The organism is Pedobacter sp. 05T44 (genome assembly GCF_056395985.1).
On the sequence record NZ_JBFTKO010000001.1, the window covers coordinates 814940 to 833375 of the forward strand.

The following is an 18436-nucleotide window of genomic DNA, read 5'->3' on the forward strand; positions in this document are numbered from 1 at the left end:
TTGTTTGTTGATTATTTATTTCTCGTTGGGAGTTGTAAGCCATTTAGCGTTAAACCTTTTAAGCACCATGGAATAATTAAAGTCGTTGCTGGTATTGGTTTCGTACAGGCAATAAATGGTTCCATCTGGTGTAACAGCCACATCAGAATAGCCTGATGAACCCGCATTGATCACTTTCTTTACCGCCCAGGTTTGTCCTTCATCATAACTAACTCTGGCAGTAAGGTTTTTGCGTGGCGGTTTAGGTACGTCTTTGGTATCTGGGTTGATAAAAAGCATACCGGATTTCTGTTTATCCTGCAACCTGATGATGGTAGCCATGCATATTGGCTCGTATAATTCTTCGTCAAATACAGGCTTTGTCCATCCGCTTATTCCATCATTGCTATAGCTGATTCCTCTGCGGTGCTCATCAGAAGTATTTCTGATGTTTACCATCACACGGCCATCATTAAGTTCAATTGCCATGGTTTCACTTGGGTTTTTAAACTCCGGGGTGTTGCCGGCAATGATGGCACCACGTTTCCAGGTCTTACCCAGATCATCACTATAAATTGTAGCAATGCAAGATGGCGCATGGCTTCTTCTTGGTGTAGTTTTAGCAGGATCGCTTAACCATACAGGCACCAGCAGCCGACCATTTTTTAACTGTATGCTGTGGCCCGGGCCAGGTGCCAGTACTTTCCAGTTATACTCTGGCTTGAAGGCCTCAAACGCATAGGTAATGTCTATTGCAGGGCTCCACGTTTTACCCTCATCTGTAGAACGGGTATAGTAAGCAGTAGCATAATCACGCTGATACAGCAGGTGAATGGTACCATCGCGATCTACAATTGGTGTAGCATTACTTGTTGGCTGTCCGCTTTTCCTTGCGGCAATCACTACATTACTTTCCCAGGTGCGTCCTCCGTCAGTGCTTCGGCGCATCAGTAGGTCCATATCAGCCCAATCGCTGGCTGTACCTATCCTTCCCTCACAAAATGCAAGCAATGTTCCTTTTTTGGTTGCTACCAATGCAGGTATCCGCATGGAGGCATATTCCCCTCCGGGTGAAAAGACCAGGGTACTGTCAAGCAATGCCCGATCGGCAGCGCCTTTTCTTGTTTTACATCCATTGCCAATCATGAGCAATACCAAGCTGGTACAAATTAGGATAAAGCAGTTTCTTAGTGTTTTTTGCATTTGGGAAAATATTAAACTTGGTTAGTAAAAACTTCAGGTAAAAGTTCAGCACATTTTTCTCTTACCGACAGTACCTCTGCCTGTGGTATCCATTTATAGGGCCAGCGCAGGCGGGTACTTATAGGCGTCCAACCACCTACAGCCGCCATAAATTTATCAACAGCCTGATTGGAGTATCCTTTATCTCTAATATAAGGAACAATACACTCCTCCATAAATTGCTGGATTCGGGCCTGCAGCTCAAAGGGATCTCCGCTGTGGTTTGCAATGTTATTATACCAGCGCTGTGCAAGCCCCGGATTTAAACAAGCTACATTGGAATAAGCACCATGGGCACCGTTTGCAATTCCCGTGGCCAGATGATGGCCGGGAATAAACACAGAAAACGGGATATTTATTGCATTCATTTCCTTGTACCACTGCTCATCGCCACCAGCAACTTTGCATCCTGCCAGAGGTATACCTGCTTCAAGTATTTCTGCAAATTCTTTCGGCAGAAGTTTTCTTTTGGCATGCGGGGGGTTGTATAAGATCAGCTTTATGGGATCGGCGGCCGCGCATATCACCTTTAAAAAGTCAATGATCTCTTCCATGGATGGCACAAACCAATCGGGCAAAATGATCTGTATGGCAGAGGGCTGCAGTGCCTTAGCGCGCTTAACCCTTTCCAATGATATTTTAGGGCTCATATGCGAGCAGCCAATTTGAAATGGCATACCTGCAGCATTACATTTTGTTGCAAGGATGCCGTTTACTTTATCAAATTCCTGCTCGGTCTGGTTATAGAATTCGCCGGCCGTACCATTAGAATAGATTCCATTTACGTTACTGGCAATCAATACATCAATTTCACTTTCCAGCTGTTCATAATTGATGCCGTCGTCATTGTTGATCGGAAGCAGCAAGGTTGCCCAATTGCCATAAATTTCATCTGCCTTTAGTGGAGTCATTTTATTCTGAATTGCTATAAATTAATATCCTTCTGTTTGTTTAATGTTAGGATTATTTGCAAATACCGTAGTATTTAGCGGCCAGAACAACGGAGTAGTTTTACCAACCAGGTTAGGAACATAGGTATACACATTAATGGTTCCCCCTTTATGAAAACGGACAAGATCGTACCAGCGCTTGTTCTCAAAAAACAACTCACGACCACGTTCATCAAGGATTTCACGCTCTACGTCGCTCTTAATGGTAGATGCTGTATAGTTCCCTGTATTGGCCCTTTGTCTTACTTTGTTCAGGTATTCAATTGCCAATGGTATGTTATTTAATCCGGCGTAAGCCTCTGCCTTCATCAAAAAGATATCCGACAAGCGATAGATGATCAGGTCATTATCAGAAACACGGCCATCGGCGTAGATGTTTCCGGAATATTTGGTGATCCATGAAATTTTCGGACCGCTTGCCTGCAGCTCCGTAATCCAGGTATATGGGATTCTTTTATCATCAGGGTTGGTAAATAAAGCTTTTGATTTTGGGCTAATCTGATAAGCACCCTGTCCATTTGCTGAGGTTTGCGCATAAGGGATTTTATMCAGATTCAATGCCCCATCAACCCCTGTTAGATAAGGAAGTGCATTTACACCATAATTGCCCCCAGCCTCATCCCTTTGAAAGTAAGCTGCCAGTGCCACCTCAGGATTGGTAGCTGCCCTTACCCCGGTTACATTTTTATAATCCTGGTTTAGGGTTAATCCCGATGCTTCTACCTCAGTAATTGCCGCAGCGGCAGCGGTAAGGTCAGCATCGCCACCACCAAGTACTTTTGCATTCCATAAGTATGCATCTGCCTTTAGTGCCATTGCTGATCCATATGCAAAGCGATATTTAGAAGGATAAGCGGTTTTTGAAAATCCACTTATAGCAGTAAAATTCTGGATGGCCAGATCCAGATCTGACTGGATCTGCTTCAAAACATCCACAGCTGTTGCCCTTGGCAGCAAAGGCACATTTTCATCTTCAACTGCGGTAAGCATTAAAGGCGCATCGCCAATGATGCGGGTAAGGTTAAAATAGAAATAGGCCCTTAAAGAATAGGTTTCTGCAAGGATCCTTCTCTTCGCATCCGGATTGCTTGCAAAAGAAAATCCTTCGATCTTTTTTAGCAATAAGTTGCAATGTCCGATGGCTTTGTACCAATCGTTATAATTAATTGCGCCTGAAGAAGGTGTAATGATCTGACTCCACGATACTCCAAACCTGGAATTAAGCGCAGCAACCAGTTCCTCGCTACGCTCAGTGCCGTACACAATATTATTGGCAAACAAACGCATATAAGTATAGATACCGGTAACGTATGGTTCAAAATCATTCTCATTTTTAAAGAATACCTCATCGGTGATACTTGATTGAGGATCTACTTCGAGCAGCTTTTTACAACCAGGAGATATGGCTGACAGAGATACTATGGCTATTATAATTAATGTAATCTTTTTCATAATTGGTTTTTTTAGAATTTCAATGTGGCCCCTAATAAAAATTGTCTTGGTCTTGGATAACCACCCGGATCAAAACCGGTATATACTTCAGGATTTAGCCCTTCATATTTGGTTAAATAGCCCACATTGTATACCGTAGCGAAAATATTAAGCCCCGAAGCTTTTATTTTTTCAAGTACTTTTTTTGGAACATCATAAGAAATTGAAATCTCCCTAAAGGCCAGGAAATCGCCTTTAGAATACATTGCAGATACATCTGAATTGTAACTATTGTTATTTCCAAGCGGCGCGTTGCGTAAGTAATTGCGCTGTCCGAAATCATAATCTGCAAAAGAGAAACGGGCATATTTTTTACCCTCATCACCTTGTTTMTGCCAGATATCCGGACCAATAGCGATTGATGGTGCACCTTCGTTAAATGCCCTGCCCTGGCCTAGTGAACGGGCTAAAGCGCCATTACTGATCAGGTGCCCCATGGCATAATCCACTGTAAACCTTAATGAGATGTTTTTATAACTAAAGGTATTTTGCATACCTCCCATTTTATTAGGATTTCTATAACCCATAAAAACCTGGTCTTTTGTATCAATCACCCCATCACCATTCACATCATCAAAAATATAATCGCCACCACGTTTCCCTACTGTTATCCCCTGCGGAGAAGCAAGGTTATCTTTTACCTTGGCATTCCAGGCTTTAGCCTCCTCGTCTGTAGCAAACACACCCGTTACCCGGTATGCATAGATTGGGTAAGGACGCTCCCCTTCTGCAAAACCTCCTGCTTCTACCAATGAATTGGAAGCCGGATCGAAGATCATATCACCACCTTGTCTGTTCTTCGCGCGACCATTATCAGGCAGTTTAGTAATTAAAGCCTGGTTGTATGCAAAAGAAAAATTAGCGTCCCATTTAAAATCATTTCCTTTAATGATGGCTGCACCAAGTTCAATTTCCACACCTCGGTTGCGCAGCTCGCCGTTGTTAAATGCGATTGACCCAAAAGGAGATTCCGATGGCAAAGGTTTAGAAGCCAGCCTGTCTTTGGTTCTTTTGTTATAATAATCTACAGTCAGGTTAATGCGGCTGTTTAAGAAAGAAGCATCAAATGCCAAATCAGTAGTTTCAGTTGATTCCCAACGCAGGTTATAGTTTGCCAGGTTGGACCTTAAAATACCGGAGCTTTGTCCATAATTAGCTGTTCTGTTATCCAGAACCGAAGCATAGCCCCCATAGGTATCAGTAATACTCAGGTCGCTAAGCCCCGCTGCACCCCAGCTTGCTCTTAGTTTTAAAGCATTAATCGCTTTTACGTTCCAGAAATCTTCTTTATGAACATTCCATCCAATGGAAGCCGAAGGGAAGAATGCGTATTTGTTTTCAATGGCAAAGTTCGAGAAACCATCGTAACGAAGTGAACCACTGAACAGGTATTTAGCTTTGTAATCATAGTTCACCTGTGTAAATGCACTGGCAGATCTGGATTCGCCAATGGTAGTAGCAAAGTTGGTAACATTACTCATCACCACCCCATTGATTACGGTTGTTGGTGGTTCGTTTATGGTATAGATATAATCGTTGCTTCCTCTTTGAGAACCTAAGCTGGCCACGTGATCTGTGTTCCTGATAAAATTAACCCCACCAAGGGCAGTAAAATTATGCACATCTTTTATACTAAAATCGTATTGCAAAACCTGATCGATCATCAGCTGTCTTGCGTTTTTGGTATAGTCATTTTTCTGACGCTGTGTGGACGGCTGCACCTCATCGGCAGGTGTTCCCTTTCTCATGAACAGTTCTTTATAATCATCTATCAGATAAGAAAAGGAAGGTTTAAAATGCAACCCTTTGGTGATGGTCAAATCGCCGGCAACCCTGGATACCAACCTTTCACTTGAGGTACGGGTATCATCATACATCAATGTATGGAAGCGGTTACGAACAGTATACAGCTCACCCGGCATTGGATTTCCATCGTCCTTAAAAGTACGGATCAAAGGCGTAATGCGTGTACCTCTAACCAGCTCATTTTGAAAACCATCTACATAATTAGGCATTACGTTCTGATAGTTTAACATCACATCGATGCGGAAATTATCTGCAGCTTTGAACCCGAAATTTCCAAGTCCATCATAACGTTTGTATTTGGTTCCCACAAAGGTACCTGCCTGATTGGTATACCCCATCGACAGGTTAAAGTCAGATTTTTCGCCACCCCCACTGATAGACAGGTTTTCGTTACTGCTCAAACCAGTGTTCCAAAGCATATCCTGATAGTTGTTATCCGCATATAATAGTTTTGTACCCGGGTTAATGGGATCGTCCATTACTTTCCAGCCTTTGGACAACAGGTTGTCTACGTAAGATTGTCCTTCTACAGATACGATATTATCATATAAGGCAGTAAGGTTAATGTTTTTACCATACTGGCCTTTTTGTGTATAAACACGAGTACCTGCAGAGAAACCACCATTGTTTAACAGGTTGTTTTTATCAAGTGCATCAGCAGTATTTTTAACTGTGGTACGCGCCAAACGCAGGTATTGTTCGGCATTCAGGTAATCGTAATCCCTTGCTGGCGTTTCCCATGTGGTTCTGTGGTTTAGCGCAATGGTCATTTTACTATTCGCTTTACCACCTTTTGTTTTGATTACAATAACCCCATTTGCACCCCTTGCCCCATATATTGCGGTTGAAGCTGCATCCTTCATCACCTGCAGTGATTCTATATTATCAGGATTCACATCATTCATAGACCTGAATACCCCATCAACAATTACAAGCGGAGAACTGCTGTCGGAAGCACCTGTTGAACTACCGCCATTGTTACCCAAACCAGAACCATAAGCGTTAGGTTTGGTACCACCCCTGATGATGATGTTTGTAGCACCTACCCCGGGCTGCCCGGTGGTAACCGGTACCGAAACACCTGCAATTTTACCCTGCAGGGCCTGTACGGGATTTGGACTGGCGATGTTTTTTAGCTCATCGGCACCAAGCTTTGAAATGGCAGCTGTGGTTTTGGTTCTCGACTGCTGTGTATAACCCACAATCAAGACTTCTTCCATTGAAGTTACATCAGATTCCAGCACCACGTCAATTTGTTTTTGCCCGTTTACAGGCACCTCCCTGGCTTTAAAGCCAAGATAAGAGAATACCAAAATCCCTTGATCTGATGGTATTCTAATGGCGTATTTACCGTTCACATCGGTAGATATCCCGATAGTACTACCCTTAAGTTTTACACTAACACCCGGTAGTGTTTCCCCCCCTGCACCCGAAGTAACCTTCCCGGAGATTTGCAGTTCGCGTGTCTGCCCAAAGAGGTTTTTAGTTGCGAAAAAGCAACAGAGAACGGATAGAAAAATAAAAATCCTTTTCTTCATAACTGGTTTAATTTTAATATTTGGTTTATGGTTGTGATGTGCTCAAGGGATGATAAAAACACATCGTATTTGGTTTTATGGTTCTGTACTGCCGTTTAAGRTCCAGGCGAGATTGAACTTGTTAAATTCAATAGATTTATTGCTGCTGGCTGAATCATGAACATTTTCATTGTATTCTACTAAGGCACCAATGCAGTAATCGGCGGTTTTTACCATGCTAGAGTAGCCACCGTAAGCTACAGTGCTGTTGGTATAATCGCAATTAGCAGTACTATAAAGTGCACGGCTTCTTGGCCAGGTAACCCCATCATCATAACTGATGCGCACGGTCATGTTACAACGCTGACCGGTTCCGTTGGGATTAAGGAATATGATCCTGTTCGGGTCGTCGGTATTATATCTTAACATGGAACCTTCGCACTTTGGATCGGGCAATGCAGTTACCGTTGAAAAAGCGGGGAAACCGCCGGCAATAGAACCCACTGATTTCCTTCTGGTTTTTGATAAATTCCACTCGGTAGTTCCCGGCCTGTCATTTCTCATCAGGCTTCCATTCATCAATTCCACTATGGTACTTTCATCTGTACCACCGGCAGTTAATTCATATTGCCATGTTGCACCATGATCATCACTATAAATATTTCTTCCGTATGCCGGAACAATCAACCTGCCGGGGTGATCGTATGCTGTTCTGATACCTATACCCGGACCAACACAATCCCATTTGTACGAAGGTGGCGTTAGGCTGCTCGTACGATCTAAGGGAACAGACCAGGTAACACCATCATCATCGCTATATGAAGTATGAATTTTTCTATCGCCCCATGCCTGAAAATCTGACCATTGGGCTTTAAACTCATCATTCCACTCCAGAAACAGCCAGATTCTTCCGTTTACGCCCTGAGTTGGGTCGTAAACAGCTGTTGGATTGCCCCATGTACCAGCGCCACTCCCAACAACTTCACCTAAGGTAGACCAGCTGGTTCCGTTGTTTACAGATCTTTTATATACAACATTGATATCGCCATAATCACTTGGGCTCCATCTTCTGCCTTCGGCAAAGGCAACCAGAGTTCCGTTCTTTGTTTTTATGATTGAAGGAATTCTGAAAGAATGGTATATACTTTCATTGCCTCCGTTAAATACGACCACACGCGTATTCACTGGAGCGGCCAGTACGGCAGCGGCTACCTTGGCTGTGCCTGAGGCTGTTGGTTTTTCAATGGTACTTGCACTTATTGAGTTTTTAGAACACCCGATGGCAAGAGAGACGATGAGAAGGAGACAGCAAGATACGATGACAAGATATTTGCTATCATTTTTTTTGAAGTGATTCATAGCGGTCATTTAATATTTGGTTATAAGCCCTTATGTAGGACATATCAAATGTGGGAACTATTTTTTATAAAAGCAAATATTTAAATTTCATTTATACAGGAACGGCCTCCAAATATAGTTTGAAGGCCGTTCCTGTATAAAGATGTAAAGCAAAAATTACTTTAACCGATCGAAATGAGGCTTAAGATGTGCCTCCATTCCCTTTTTAAAATCAGCTTTTGATCCTGTTTTCAGGATCTGAACCAGGTCCATATGGTTAATTTTTCCTCTTGTTGGCTTCTTTTCCAGGGTAACAACATAGTCGAAAATAGGAAGCAGCATGATTTGAAATCTTTTCAGTGTATCGTTGCCCGACATTTCGTAAAGCTTACCATGAAAAGCAATTTCATTTTTAATTCTGAATGAATTATCAAGGTTCACTTCTTTTTTAGCTATACTTTCCAATTCGGCAATATCCTTATCGGTTTTTCTGATGTAAATCAGATCAGCCAATCCCATTTCAAGTACAAGTCTGAGCTCAAAAATATCCTGAAGCGTTTCCTTATCTATTATCAACGGGTCAAGAACACGCTCAAACGTTCCCAGAATATCTGGTCTGGCCAGCACCATCCCTCTTTTCTTTTTAGTTTCAATCATGCCCAGCATACGCAGTCTGCTCAGTGCTTCTCGTAAAACATTTCTGCTTACACCTAAAGCTTCTGCCAGCTCCAATTCTTTTGGCAACGCATCGCCGGGCAGGAAGGACTTCTTTTTTAAATATTCTCTGAGTTTTACTTCAACAACATCTGCCATCGTAATTGACGCGATGGGAGCCAGATCTTTACTTAAATCGTTAATTGCCATAATGCATCAAAAATGAGATATTTTTTGTTAATATGTACTACAAGATAAAAATATTCTCACTCCACAATTTCGGCAAATTACTTTTTCTCAGCTTAATTTAAAGGCGGTGTATTCAGTGTAAGTATAGGCCAAACACCCGGTCTAGGGTAACTTACTCCTTTGGTTTCGCCTTTCGCAGCATCTGAACCAAAATAGTAGAGCGGATGACCTTTGTACGTTAGCTGATTTTTACCAACAGAAGTTATTACTGTAAAATCTGCTTTTTTTAGTACAGAGGGAATGTTTAAAATCTCCGATTCAAATATTGGCCATACGGCATTGTTACTAAGATCAGGCTTGGTAAAATTGTTTTTGTTAAAAGTATCGGGCGTAAAGGCATACAGTGTGCGGCCCTTTGCATCGGTTAGGTAAACGGTTATCCCCACTCCTTCTTTTGAATCGGCAGTATAATTTTTACCATCGTGACCAACTAATTGCTGGCTGGCCATCATGACAGAATAATCTGGTTTGGCAACAAACCAGATGCCACCTACCCCATCTCCTTTGATCTCGTCTTTGCCCTTATCGCCGGCATAATAATACAGTGGCCATCCTTTATAGGTAGTTTGTTTTGTACCATCGGCCCTTGTGATGGTGGCAATATCCGCAGCATTTAATCCTACGGGAGGGGTCGCATTTTCCGCATAATATACCGGCCATGTGATTAAGCAGCCATCAACACAAGTGGATGCACTATTGGCATCTTTTACAAAACAATAAAGGGTTTTACCTGTACCATCCGTAATAACACTACCGAAGGTTGCCGATGCTGCAAGTTTAAGGTCCAAAGAAACTTCTGGTTCTTTGATCACATCATCTTTTTTCTTTGAGCAGGCAGTAAAAAGTACTGCAGCTAAGCTAAACAGCACAACTTTTTTTTTGAATAAGGGTGACATAGTTGTTTTTTTTAAGGTGAATTAAAGAATTGATTGATAACTAATATGGATTACGGGAAGGCAGCATAAATGGTTGCGCAGAGATCAGAAAATAAATATTTATTTTTAAAGCAACCTATTGCGTAACTTCAACGTACTATAGTTAGTATAGGTGAAAATGGCCAATGTAAAATCGAAAAAATAGGTGCAGGAAATTATTGAAGGTTGCATCAGGAATGACAGAACAAGTCAGTATTTGCTCTATAAAGAATTTTATAGTTATTGTATGGCCATATGCCGACGGTACGCTTTGAATGACGATGATGCGGCAGATGTATTGAATAGTGGGTTCATGAAAGTGTTTACACATATTGAAAAATATGACCCCGAAAAGCCCTTTAAATCATGGCTTGGAAAGATTATAACCAATACCGCCATTGACCATTACAGGAAAAGCCTGAAGTTTTCAAATCACGACGAGCTGAGTGAACACGAAGACATGGGCGGGCCTGCGCAAGTATACGAGCAAATGGCCTATAAAGATCTGCTGGTACTGGTTCAGGGATTGCCCCCCGCATACAGAACTGTATTTAACTTATTTGCCATAGACGGATACTCACACGAAGAAATTTCGGAACTTTTAAATATATCGGTAGGGACATCGAAATCAAATTTATTTAAAGCAAGACAAAAGCTGCAAGAAAGGCTTAGTTCCGCGGGTGGAACCAGGTCTGGGGACGTATATTTTAATAACTTTAGTACTCAAAATGAAGTGCCTTTACAAAACAAAATAGCTGTAGATGGAAAAAGATAATGGAATAGATAAGCTGTTTAGAGATGGGTTGAATGATCCTGAAATCCCTTTCAATGAATTGGACTGGGCAAAGATGGAACAGAAACTGGACGCGGGTGCTAAGAAAAGGGTTATCCCATTTTGGTTGTATGCTACAAGTGGCATTGCCGCTGCATTGGTTGTTGGTTTGTTCTGGTATTTTTCGGGGTCAGACCATGTAATTAAGGAACCTAAAAAAACGGAAATAGTTGAATCAAAAAAAGAGAAACCTGCAAACAATAAGCCCTTAGGCACAGATACCGGCGTTGTTGTGAAAACAAATCCGGAAGCGGTTGCTGTTGAACAGATTATTAAGCCGCCTGTTAAAAATATAGATCATAACTACGTTGAGACCCCGCAGGTTATAAACCGCAGTCAGGATCTTATTATTACTCCTGACACCTCTTCAGTTAAAGAAAACAAGAAACGGGAACTCATTGCTGAGGCAGTAACACCAAAAAGAGAAGATAAACAAACTGTTACTCCGGTTGACAGCTTACCGACGGGCAAGAAAGCTGATGTTTTAGCGCAAACCAATGGGCCTGCTACAAAAACTGATACTCCTGAAAAGAAAGACAATAAGCCACTGCCACCAAGCTTTACCGCAAAACGAAGCGCACTTACATTATCTGTTATGGCAGCGCCAGATATTTCGACTTCGAATAGGAATGTGGATACCAAAGTAAGCTCCAACATAGGGGTGCTTGCCACTTATGCAGTTACCGATAAAATTAGCGTAACCACTGGCGCTGTTTATTCAAGAAAGCTATACAATTATGGCGGAGTTGGATCGGCAGGAACGACCTATATGAAAAATGCCTGGCAGGTCGATGCGGATTGTATTGTTTTGGATGTTCCGCTGAATGTAAATTATACGTTTTTAAAAAGAAGAAACTTTTCTGTTGGTGTAAACTCCGGGCTATCAAGTTATTTTATGCTTAATGAAAAATACAAATACTTTACCGGACCGCAGGGAGGGGCACAAAAGGTTTCTGAACTTGAAATCAAGAATCAGAACCAGCACATTTTTGGTGTAGCCAACTTATCCTTAAGTTTTGAGCGCAGAATAACCAACTCGCTGAGCTTTGGGGTACAACCTTTTATAAAGCTACCGCTTACGGGAATTGGAAATGGCAATGCCAGATTAAAATCTACGGGTGTTGCCTTTTCATTGAATCTGGGTTTATTTCCCAAATCCGGGCGCAAATAGAACTTACTTATCGCTATGATAAATGGTAGGCTGCTCTTTTGCCAATGTCATCTCCTCAATTACAGCTCAATCGGCCATAAGCCTATTTTATTTACACCGGATTACCTGCCGTAAAATCTAGGCTACCTAAGCCATATAATTTAATATAATTACTTATATTTAAAGCTCATCCCAGTTTATTATATGTTCTAAATTGTCACAAATCGCCCTTTAAAATGTCGTTTACGCACCGCATTAAATCTGCTTTTGCAATATAAATTTGCTGTATTAAATTGCTGCACTAAGCATTGAATCAGAATCAACCATCTCAAAATATGACTATATCTAAAACCGCCACAAATTCAAATAAGGTAAGTGCACACATCAAAAGATTAGAAGCACCCATAGCAGCCGCAACTCAATATATAAGGCAGATTATTTTAAGCACAGATAAAGAAATTGCAGAACAAATAAAATGGAATTCGCCCTGCTTTTATTATACAGGGCCAATGAAACCGTTCGATCCTAAAGAATATAAAAGAGATATCGTAGTGGTAAACCTCCATAAAGGCAATATCTTGCTGGTTTTTCCTACTGGGGCAAAAGTTAATGATACCAGTGGATTGCTTGAAGGAAATTTTACAGATGGCAGAAGACTGGTTAGGTTTAAAGATATGGATGATGTTAAAGCCAAACAGGATTCGTTAAAGACAATAATTACGGAATGGCTTAAGTTGGTAGAAACCAATTAGCATAAAAAGCGGGTGCATCCTGGTATGATACACCCGCTTTTAGGTTAAGTTATTACTTAGTAGAAAGTATATACTTTACAATTTTCTCGGCGTCGGCCTGAGTTACAGATGGGTGAGGTGCCATAGGGATTTCGCCCCATACTCCACTTCCACCTTTAATTACTTTTTTAGCAAGCAAAGTAACGTTTGCCTGTGTTGCAGGATATTTCTTTGCAACATCTGAGTATGCCGGTCCAACTAATTTTTCAGTTGGCTTATGACATGCAAAACAGTCTGATTTTGTAATCAGTGCTTTTCCCTGTGCAACATCTGCAGGTGATAAAACACTAGATGCCGGTTTAGCCCCCTTACCGGTTTTCTTAGTTTGTGCGTATCCGCTTGTGCATACTGCAAAAACAGAACAAATTAAAAAGACAAAGCTCTTTTTCATATTCAATACATTAAAATTAATTGAGTTCGGTTCATTTGATAATGCAAATAAACTAATTTTTATGATTTAAACGTGAAATCTGGCAAAGGAATTATTTCTCCACCCTTCATTGCCGACTCATGCGCCAAAATACCAACACAAGTGATGTTGGCAGATTCCTGAGCATCAGGATAGGGAGCCCTGTTTTCAGTTAAAGCTTTTAAAAACTCATTTACAAGATGTGGATGCGAACCTCCATGGCCAGACCCCTGGATAAACGATAGATGCTGGTTCTCCTCAGAATCATAAACACCAGCAGTGGTAAAATGCTGAATTTCCTCGGGAAGAAGATGCGCATAGTCTGGTATTTTAACTTTTTCAGGAGATTCACCGGTATGGATTACACTATCCTCATGTTCAATCAACGTCCACTCAAACGATTTTTTAGAACCATACACGTCAAAACTCTCTCGGTATTGTCTCGCGGTATTAAACAGCGATCTGGTAACTTCCGCAGACAAATCTGAATCACGGTATTTGATATGACAAGTTTCGATTGCAAATGGAGATCCATATTTTTCAATCAGATGATCATCAATTTTTCCAGAACCAAAACAAGAAACATATGCTGCCTGTGCTTTTGGTAAAGCCAGTACAGGGCCAACACAATGTGTTGCATAATGCATTGGTGGCAAACCTTCCCAATACCCCGGCCAGCCTGCCATTTCCTGCTGGTGGGAAGCTCTTAAGAATTGTATTTTGCCCAGGTCCCCCTTTTCATAAAGCTCCTTTACAAATAGAAATTCGCGACTGTAAATAACTGTTTCCATCATCATATACGTTAAACCGGTTTCTTTTACCGCTTCAACAATCTGACGACACTCCTCAACAGTAGTCGCCATTGGCACTGTACAAGCCACATGCTTTCCGGCCCTTAGCGCAGCAATAGATTGCTCTGCATGATTTTGTATGGGTGTATTGATGTGAACTGCATCTACATCAGGATCTTTAAGCAATTCCTCATAACTCACATACCTTTTTTCTATTCCGAATGCATCTCCTATTTCTTTTAACTTATCCGGATTACGCTGACATATTGCGTACATGTTTGCATTGGGATGTTTTTGATAAATTGGAATGAATTCTGCACCAAATCCAAGTCCAACAATGGCAATATTTATTTTTTTCTGACTCATATTATTAACTGATACAATGTTTATTTGATACGTTATTTACTCCAGTTTCTTAAAAATTTACCCCCTTCTTCGGCAAAACTATCCTGGCTTGGCGCAAGTGTACGCCAGATGCAAACCGCTCCGGCCAGTTCTTTTATCTCAGGGGTAAAACTTTCGATTGAAACCGCACCCTGGTAGTTTATCGCTTCTAATCCTCTTTTATAGGCATCCCACCGGGTTTGACCAGTACCTGGAGTACCTCTGTAGTTTTCAGAAACCTGTACATGCAAAAGGTCCTTACCTGCAAGCAAAATTGCCCTTTCAATATCAGGTTCTTCAATATTCATATGAAATCCGTCCAGCAATATCTTTGCTGTCGGATGATTGATATCTTTAATCAGGCGAACAACATCTTCGGCGGTATTGATCAGATCAGACTCGAAACGGTTCAACGGCTCTATGGCCAACTGAAGTCCTCTTTCCTGCGCCATTCCCCCTACTTTATGAAGATTGGTCGCCGCCCTGTCCCACTCTATTTTTTTCTGTTCAGGCGATACTAAACGTGCCTTACCTACTGCAGAATACATTGGCCCGGCAAAAAAACCGGCCCCAATTTCATATGCTATTTCCAGGCAAGATTCTATGTAATTAAAACTGGTATCATGATACTTTACATCTTCATTTGTTAAATCTCTGGTTGGTCCAAAAGCCCCACAAATGGCAGGCACTAAATCAAATTCTTTAAGTGCTTCTTTAACCCTTTTTGTGTCAATTAGTGCAGGATCTTCAATTGGTATTTCTACCATATCGTATCCCATACTCTTGATCTTCGAGAACAGTGAAATGGTGTCTGTTTTAAATGGCGATGTCCATAACCATGTACTAACACCTAACTTTATATTTAAACTCATAATGTACCGGCAGATATTTGATTGCTATTTATTTGGTTACTTTCATTACACCATTCATGATGCTCCAATGCCCCGGAAAAGTACACAGGAAAGGATAGTCTCCTGGCTTATCAGGTGCAGTGAACTGTAAGGTAACTTTTTCTTCCGGATTCAGCAACTTGGTTGCGAACAAGATCTCAGGAATAGCAGGCACATAATTCTTCTCTGCACCGTTAGGATCCTTCGCCATTTCATCTGCGGCCGCACCCACTTTTTTAAGTGTGCCGGGTTTAGAAATCACCATGTTGTGCTGCATAAAATCCGGGTTTTCCAGGTTAATGGTTACCGTTTGCCCTGCTTTTACCGTGAATGAGGTTTTGTTAAACTTCATTACATGCTCTACAACCTTGATGTTGATCACCACTTCATCAGAAGGCTTAGCAGAATGATGTTCTTTTTCAGCTGAAGCCACATCTTTGTTTTTCACATTCGGAAGGATGTCCTTAACTATCGTCTGAATATATGCAGATGGATTTGAGGCTGTTTTAGACATCGCCAGGAACCCTTCATGATGCAGTAATGCTGCTGTATACAATGCCTGAGCAATGTATTTATCTTTTGCATTTACCGAATCCGCAGCGGCTTCGTACAAAAGATGTCCAAGATGAACAGAAGCAGGTATATCTGATATGGCAAGTATAGCCGCCAGGCGAACACGAAGATCTTTGTCTTTAAGTAAACCTGATTTTTGGATTGAGCCAATCATTGCATTGTCTTTTGGAAGCGCTTGGATGGCAGCCTTTCTTACACCAGCTGCAGGATGATTTAAGGCCTCCTGCACTGCCTTTAAGGCTTCAGCATTAGATCCATCTAAGGCACCTAATCCTTGTAAGGTCCAGATCGCATTTACTGCAGGTCCGTTTAATCCTATTTCGTCTATTTTTTGATTGCTGATGATTTTGTAAAGTCCAGGAATAACTGACCGGTTTTTAGATTCCACGATTAAACGCTGAGCAGTCATTCTCCAGAATAGGTTATCGTTTTCTAAAGCGGAAAGTAATCCTTCAGGATGGTCTTTAGACAGCTTAATTGGGGTATATGCTTTCGCATTTTTATATTTAATTCTGTAGATACGGCCACGTACACGGTCACGTAGTGGATTGATGTATGCATTACCTTCTCCATTCTCAAATCCACGCGGCGTAGGGTTGTGCTGAATGATAAAATCATACCAATCTGCTACCCACACTGCACCATCGGGTCCCACTTCGGCGTGTACAGGACCCACCCATTCGTCGGAACTCGCCAAGAAATTCCAGCCGTCTTTTTCTATGAAACCGGCACCTTCTTTTTTAAGTAGGGCACTGTGAATTACTCTTCCGGTGGGTTCACAAACAAAGGCTGTGCTGTTCCAGTAACTTTTAGGAAAATTCCTTGCAGTATAGAAATTATGACCTGCAGCGGCGGTAAAACCACCATGCACATCTACCTGTCTTAAATTTGGAAATACCACATGCATTTCATAATGACCATCAATCTTTTGAACCGGTTGAACCTTAGAACCAGGTAATACTTTTTGCATATATTTTTCCGGCATCGAGAAAAATGCAGTATGCGTATTGTTGGCAGTAGAAATAAACACATCATTCTCTTCTGTAAAGGCTAATCCCCAGGTGTTGTTGCTGGTCTTACCTTTGAAATCAAAGTTTTTGCCATCAGGTGTAAAACTGTACACCCCCTGACTGAACTTCAGATTCTGATCGCCAATTTTACCTTCAAAGCCAGCATATCCCACCACTCCCCAGATCCGATTATCGAATCCGTATTTTAAATTTGAAGGGCCGGCATGGGTATCGCTTTTACCCCATCCGGTGATGATATTTTCACGAATATCAGCCTTATCATCGCCATCGGTATCTTTCAGGAAAATAAAGTCAGGGGCCTGTGCAACGATTACACCACCGTTTGAAAACATGATACTGGTAGGAATGTTCAAACCATCGGCAAAAATTGTAAACTTATCTGCTTTACCGTCTCCGTCAGTATCCTCACAAATCTTTATTCTGTCGTCGCCCTTGCCATTTTTATTTCTTATTGTATTTGGATAATCTATCGTTTCTATTACCCATAGTCTTCCTTTTTCATCCCATGCCATTGAAATTGGGTTAATAATATCAGGCTCTGATGCAAAAAGCTGTATGTCAAAATCTACAGGAACCTGCATACGCTTTTGGGATTCAGCAGCAGTAAAGGCATGCTGGAATCTTGGTGCCGGATCACGTTTTTCGTAATTAGGAATATTGGCATCAGAATACACGCCAACAGGAATTTTGTAATCGGCAATTTGCTTTTGCACTTTATCTCCCAAAGCCCAGATGACCCCATTACTGATCAGTTTTATAAAATCAGGTTGTTTCCAGGTGCTATCATTGTGACCACTTGCGGTATAAAATACCCTCCCTTTACCTTGTTTGCGAACCCAGGTATAAGGCTCATGTAAATCGCCCTCAACACGTTCCTGCAAAACAGTCATATCGGGATTAAGCTTGGTATGAACATAGGTTTCATCCCATGAGGAGAAAGGATTAACGCCTTTCATGACAGGGTGATTTTTATTCACCGTTACCGCCGAGAATACCCCTGTTTTATGGGTACTAAACTGTCCGCCAACGGCCTGAATATACCAATCAGAATTCTGAAAGCAGAAAGATGCAGAGTGAATAGGGATTAAAGCTTTCCCCCCCTCTACAAAATCTTTAAGTGCTTTTTCCTTGTCCGGAGTAATGGTATCATAGTTACCGTAAATAATGATACCATCGTATTTATTAAGTGTCTGAGTGTTTAACAAACTCGTATCAGTGGTATAAGAGACATTAATCCCCAGTCCGAAAAGAGGACTGATCAGCATCGGAGCAAKCTTTGATGAGTTATGATGCGTACTTTCGTTTCCTAAAAAAAGCACCTCAGCTCTTCGGGGATGCTGTTTCTCTGCATTTCCACCGACTACTCTTGTTTTATTTGAACAATACTGAAACAAGACACTACTTAATACGATTAGAAAAATAATCTTTCTCATTGGGTCATTATT

14 protein-coding genes are annotated in these 18436 nt (G+C 41.4%); 3 read left to right on the forward strand and 11 right to left on the reverse strand.

Annotation, left to right across the window (positions count from 1 at the left end):
* Window positions 1-15 precede the first annotated feature (15 nt).
* The 7 genes from AC1DDK_RS03320 to AC1DDK_RS03350 all read right to left on the reverse strand — a co-directional run bounded on the left by AC1DDK_RS03320 (window position 16) and on the right by AC1DDK_RS03350 (window position 10122).
* Window positions 16-1182: a sialidase family protein gene (locus tag AC1DDK_RS03320; protein WP_288879875.1), complete on the reverse strand. Its 1167-nt coding sequence runs from the start codon at window positions 1180-1182 to the stop codon at window positions 16-18.
* A gap of 11 nt (window positions 1183-1193) precedes the next feature.
* Complete coding sequence (locus AC1DDK_RS03325; protein WP_288879873.1) at window positions 1194-2132, reverse strand: dihydrodipicolinate synthase family protein; 939 nt, start codon at window positions 2130-2132, stop codon at window positions 1194-1196.
* 21 nt (window positions 2133-2153) lie between these two features.
* On the reverse strand, window positions 2154-3623 hold the full coding sequence (locus AC1DDK_RS03330; RefSeq protein WP_477633836.1) for a RagB/SusD family nutrient uptake outer membrane protein: 1470 nt from the start codon (window positions 3621-3623) through the stop codon (window positions 2154-2156).
* A gap of 11 nt (window positions 3624-3634) precedes the next feature.
* The gene (locus AC1DDK_RS03335) at window positions 3635-7006 is read right to left on the reverse strand and encodes a SusC/RagA family TonB-linked outer membrane protein (protein WP_477633837.1); all 3372 of its coding nucleotides are present in this window, start codon (window positions 7004-7006) and stop codon (window positions 3635-3637) included.
* A gap of 75 nt (window positions 7007-7081) precedes the next feature.
* Window positions 7082-8344, reverse strand: a complete 1263-nt coding sequence (locus AC1DDK_RS03340) for a sialidase family protein (protein WP_477633838.1) — start codon at window positions 8342-8344, stop codon at window positions 7082-7084.
* 156 nt (window positions 8345-8500) lie between these two features.
* Complete coding sequence (locus tag AC1DDK_RS03345; protein WP_172660832.1) at window positions 8501-9187, reverse strand: FadR/GntR family transcriptional regulator; 687 nt, start codon at window positions 9185-9187, stop codon at window positions 8501-8503.
* 92 nt (window positions 9188-9279) lie between these two features.
* On the reverse strand, window positions 9280-10122 hold the full coding sequence (locus AC1DDK_RS03350) for a hypothetical protein (protein ID WP_337715734.1): 843 nt from the start codon (window positions 10120-10122) through the stop codon (window positions 9280-9282).
* 184 nt (window positions 10123-10306) lie between these two features.
* On the opposite strand from AC1DDK_RS03350, the gene AC1DDK_RS03355 reads away from it, so the two are divergent.
* From AC1DDK_RS03355 to AC1DDK_RS03365, 3 genes are all read left to right on the forward strand, one after another.
* Complete coding sequence (locus tag AC1DDK_RS03355) at window positions 10307-10915, forward strand: RNA polymerase sigma factor (RefSeq protein ID WP_288879864.1); 609 nt, start codon at window positions 10307-10309, stop codon at window positions 10913-10915.
* Entirely contained in the window at window positions 10902-12143 is a 1242-nt protein-coding gene (locus tag AC1DDK_RS03360; protein ID WP_337715736.1) for a hypothetical protein, read from the forward strand. Before AC1DDK_RS03355 ends, AC1DDK_RS03360 begins: the two co-directional genes overlap by 14 nt.
* Before the next feature lie 314 nt (window positions 12144-12457).
* On the forward strand, window positions 12458-12874 hold the full coding sequence (locus AC1DDK_RS03365) for a DUF1801 domain-containing protein (RefSeq protein ID WP_172660835.1): 417 nt from the start codon (window positions 12458-12460) through the stop codon (window positions 12872-12874).
* A gap of 52 nt (window positions 12875-12926) precedes the next feature.
* On the opposite strand, the gene AC1DDK_RS03370 is transcribed toward AC1DDK_RS03365, so the two are convergent.
* The 4 genes from AC1DDK_RS03370 to AC1DDK_RS03385 are packed head-to-tail and all read right to left on the reverse strand — an operon-like array spanning window position 12927 to window position 18424.
* A complete protein-coding gene (locus AC1DDK_RS03370) occupies window positions 12927-13304 on the reverse strand; it encodes a c-type cytochrome (protein WP_048904159.1) in 378 nt (125 codons plus the stop codon).
* Window positions 13305-13363: 59 nt separating this feature from the next.
* Entirely contained in the window at window positions 13364-14479 is a 1116-nt protein-coding gene (locus tag AC1DDK_RS03375; RefSeq protein WP_172660838.1) for a Gfo/Idh/MocA family protein, read from the reverse strand.
* Between the two features lie 32 nt (window positions 14480-14511).
* Window positions 14512-15369, reverse strand: coding sequence for a sugar phosphate isomerase/epimerase family protein (locus AC1DDK_RS03380; RefSeq protein WP_337715738.1), 858 nt, complete (start codon window positions 15367-15369; stop codon window positions 14512-14514).
* Window positions 15370-15397: 28 nt separating this feature from the next.
* Window positions 15398-18424, reverse strand: coding sequence for a PVC-type heme-binding CxxCH protein (locus AC1DDK_RS03385; protein WP_477633839.1), 3027 nt, complete (start codon window positions 18422-18424; stop codon window positions 15398-15400).
* Window positions 18425-18436: the final 12 nt, after the last annotated feature.

Bases quoted from the DNA above. Each gene is read 5' to 3' on its own strand.
- AC1DDK_RS03320 (WP_288879875.1), bottom strand. From the start codon at position 1,182: ATGCAAAAAACACTAAGAAACTGCTTTATCCTAATTTGTACCAGCTTG.
- AC1DDK_RS03325 (WP_288879873.1), bottom strand. From the start codon at position 2,132: ATGACTCCACTAAAGGCAGATGAAATTTATGGCAATTGGGCAACCTTG.
- AC1DDK_RS03345 (WP_172660832.1), bottom strand. From the start codon at position 9,187: ATGGCAATTAACGATTTAAGTAAAGATCTGGCTCCCATCGCGTCAATT.
- AC1DDK_RS03350 (WP_337715734.1), bottom strand. From the start codon at position 10,122: ATGTCACCCTTATTCAAAAAAAAAGTTGTGCTGTTTAGCTTAGCTGCA.
- AC1DDK_RS03360 (WP_337715736.1), top strand. From the start codon at position 10,902: ATGGAAAAAGATAATGGAATAGATAAGCTGTTTAGAGATGGGTTGAAT.
- AC1DDK_RS03365 (WP_172660835.1), top strand. From the start codon at position 12,458: ATGACTATATCTAAAACCGCCACAAATTCAAATAAGGTAAGTGCACAC.
- AC1DDK_RS03370 (WP_048904159.1), bottom strand. From the start codon at position 13,304: ATGAAAAAGAGCTTTGTCTTTTTAATTTGTTCTGTTTTTGCAGTATGC.
- AC1DDK_RS03375 (WP_172660838.1), bottom strand. From the start codon at position 14,479: ATGAGTCAGAAAAAAATAAATATTGCCATTGTTGGACTTGGATTTGGT.
- AC1DDK_RS03380 (WP_337715738.1), bottom strand. From the start codon at position 15,369: ATGAGTTTAAATATAAAGTTAGGTGTTAGTACATGGTTATGGACATCG.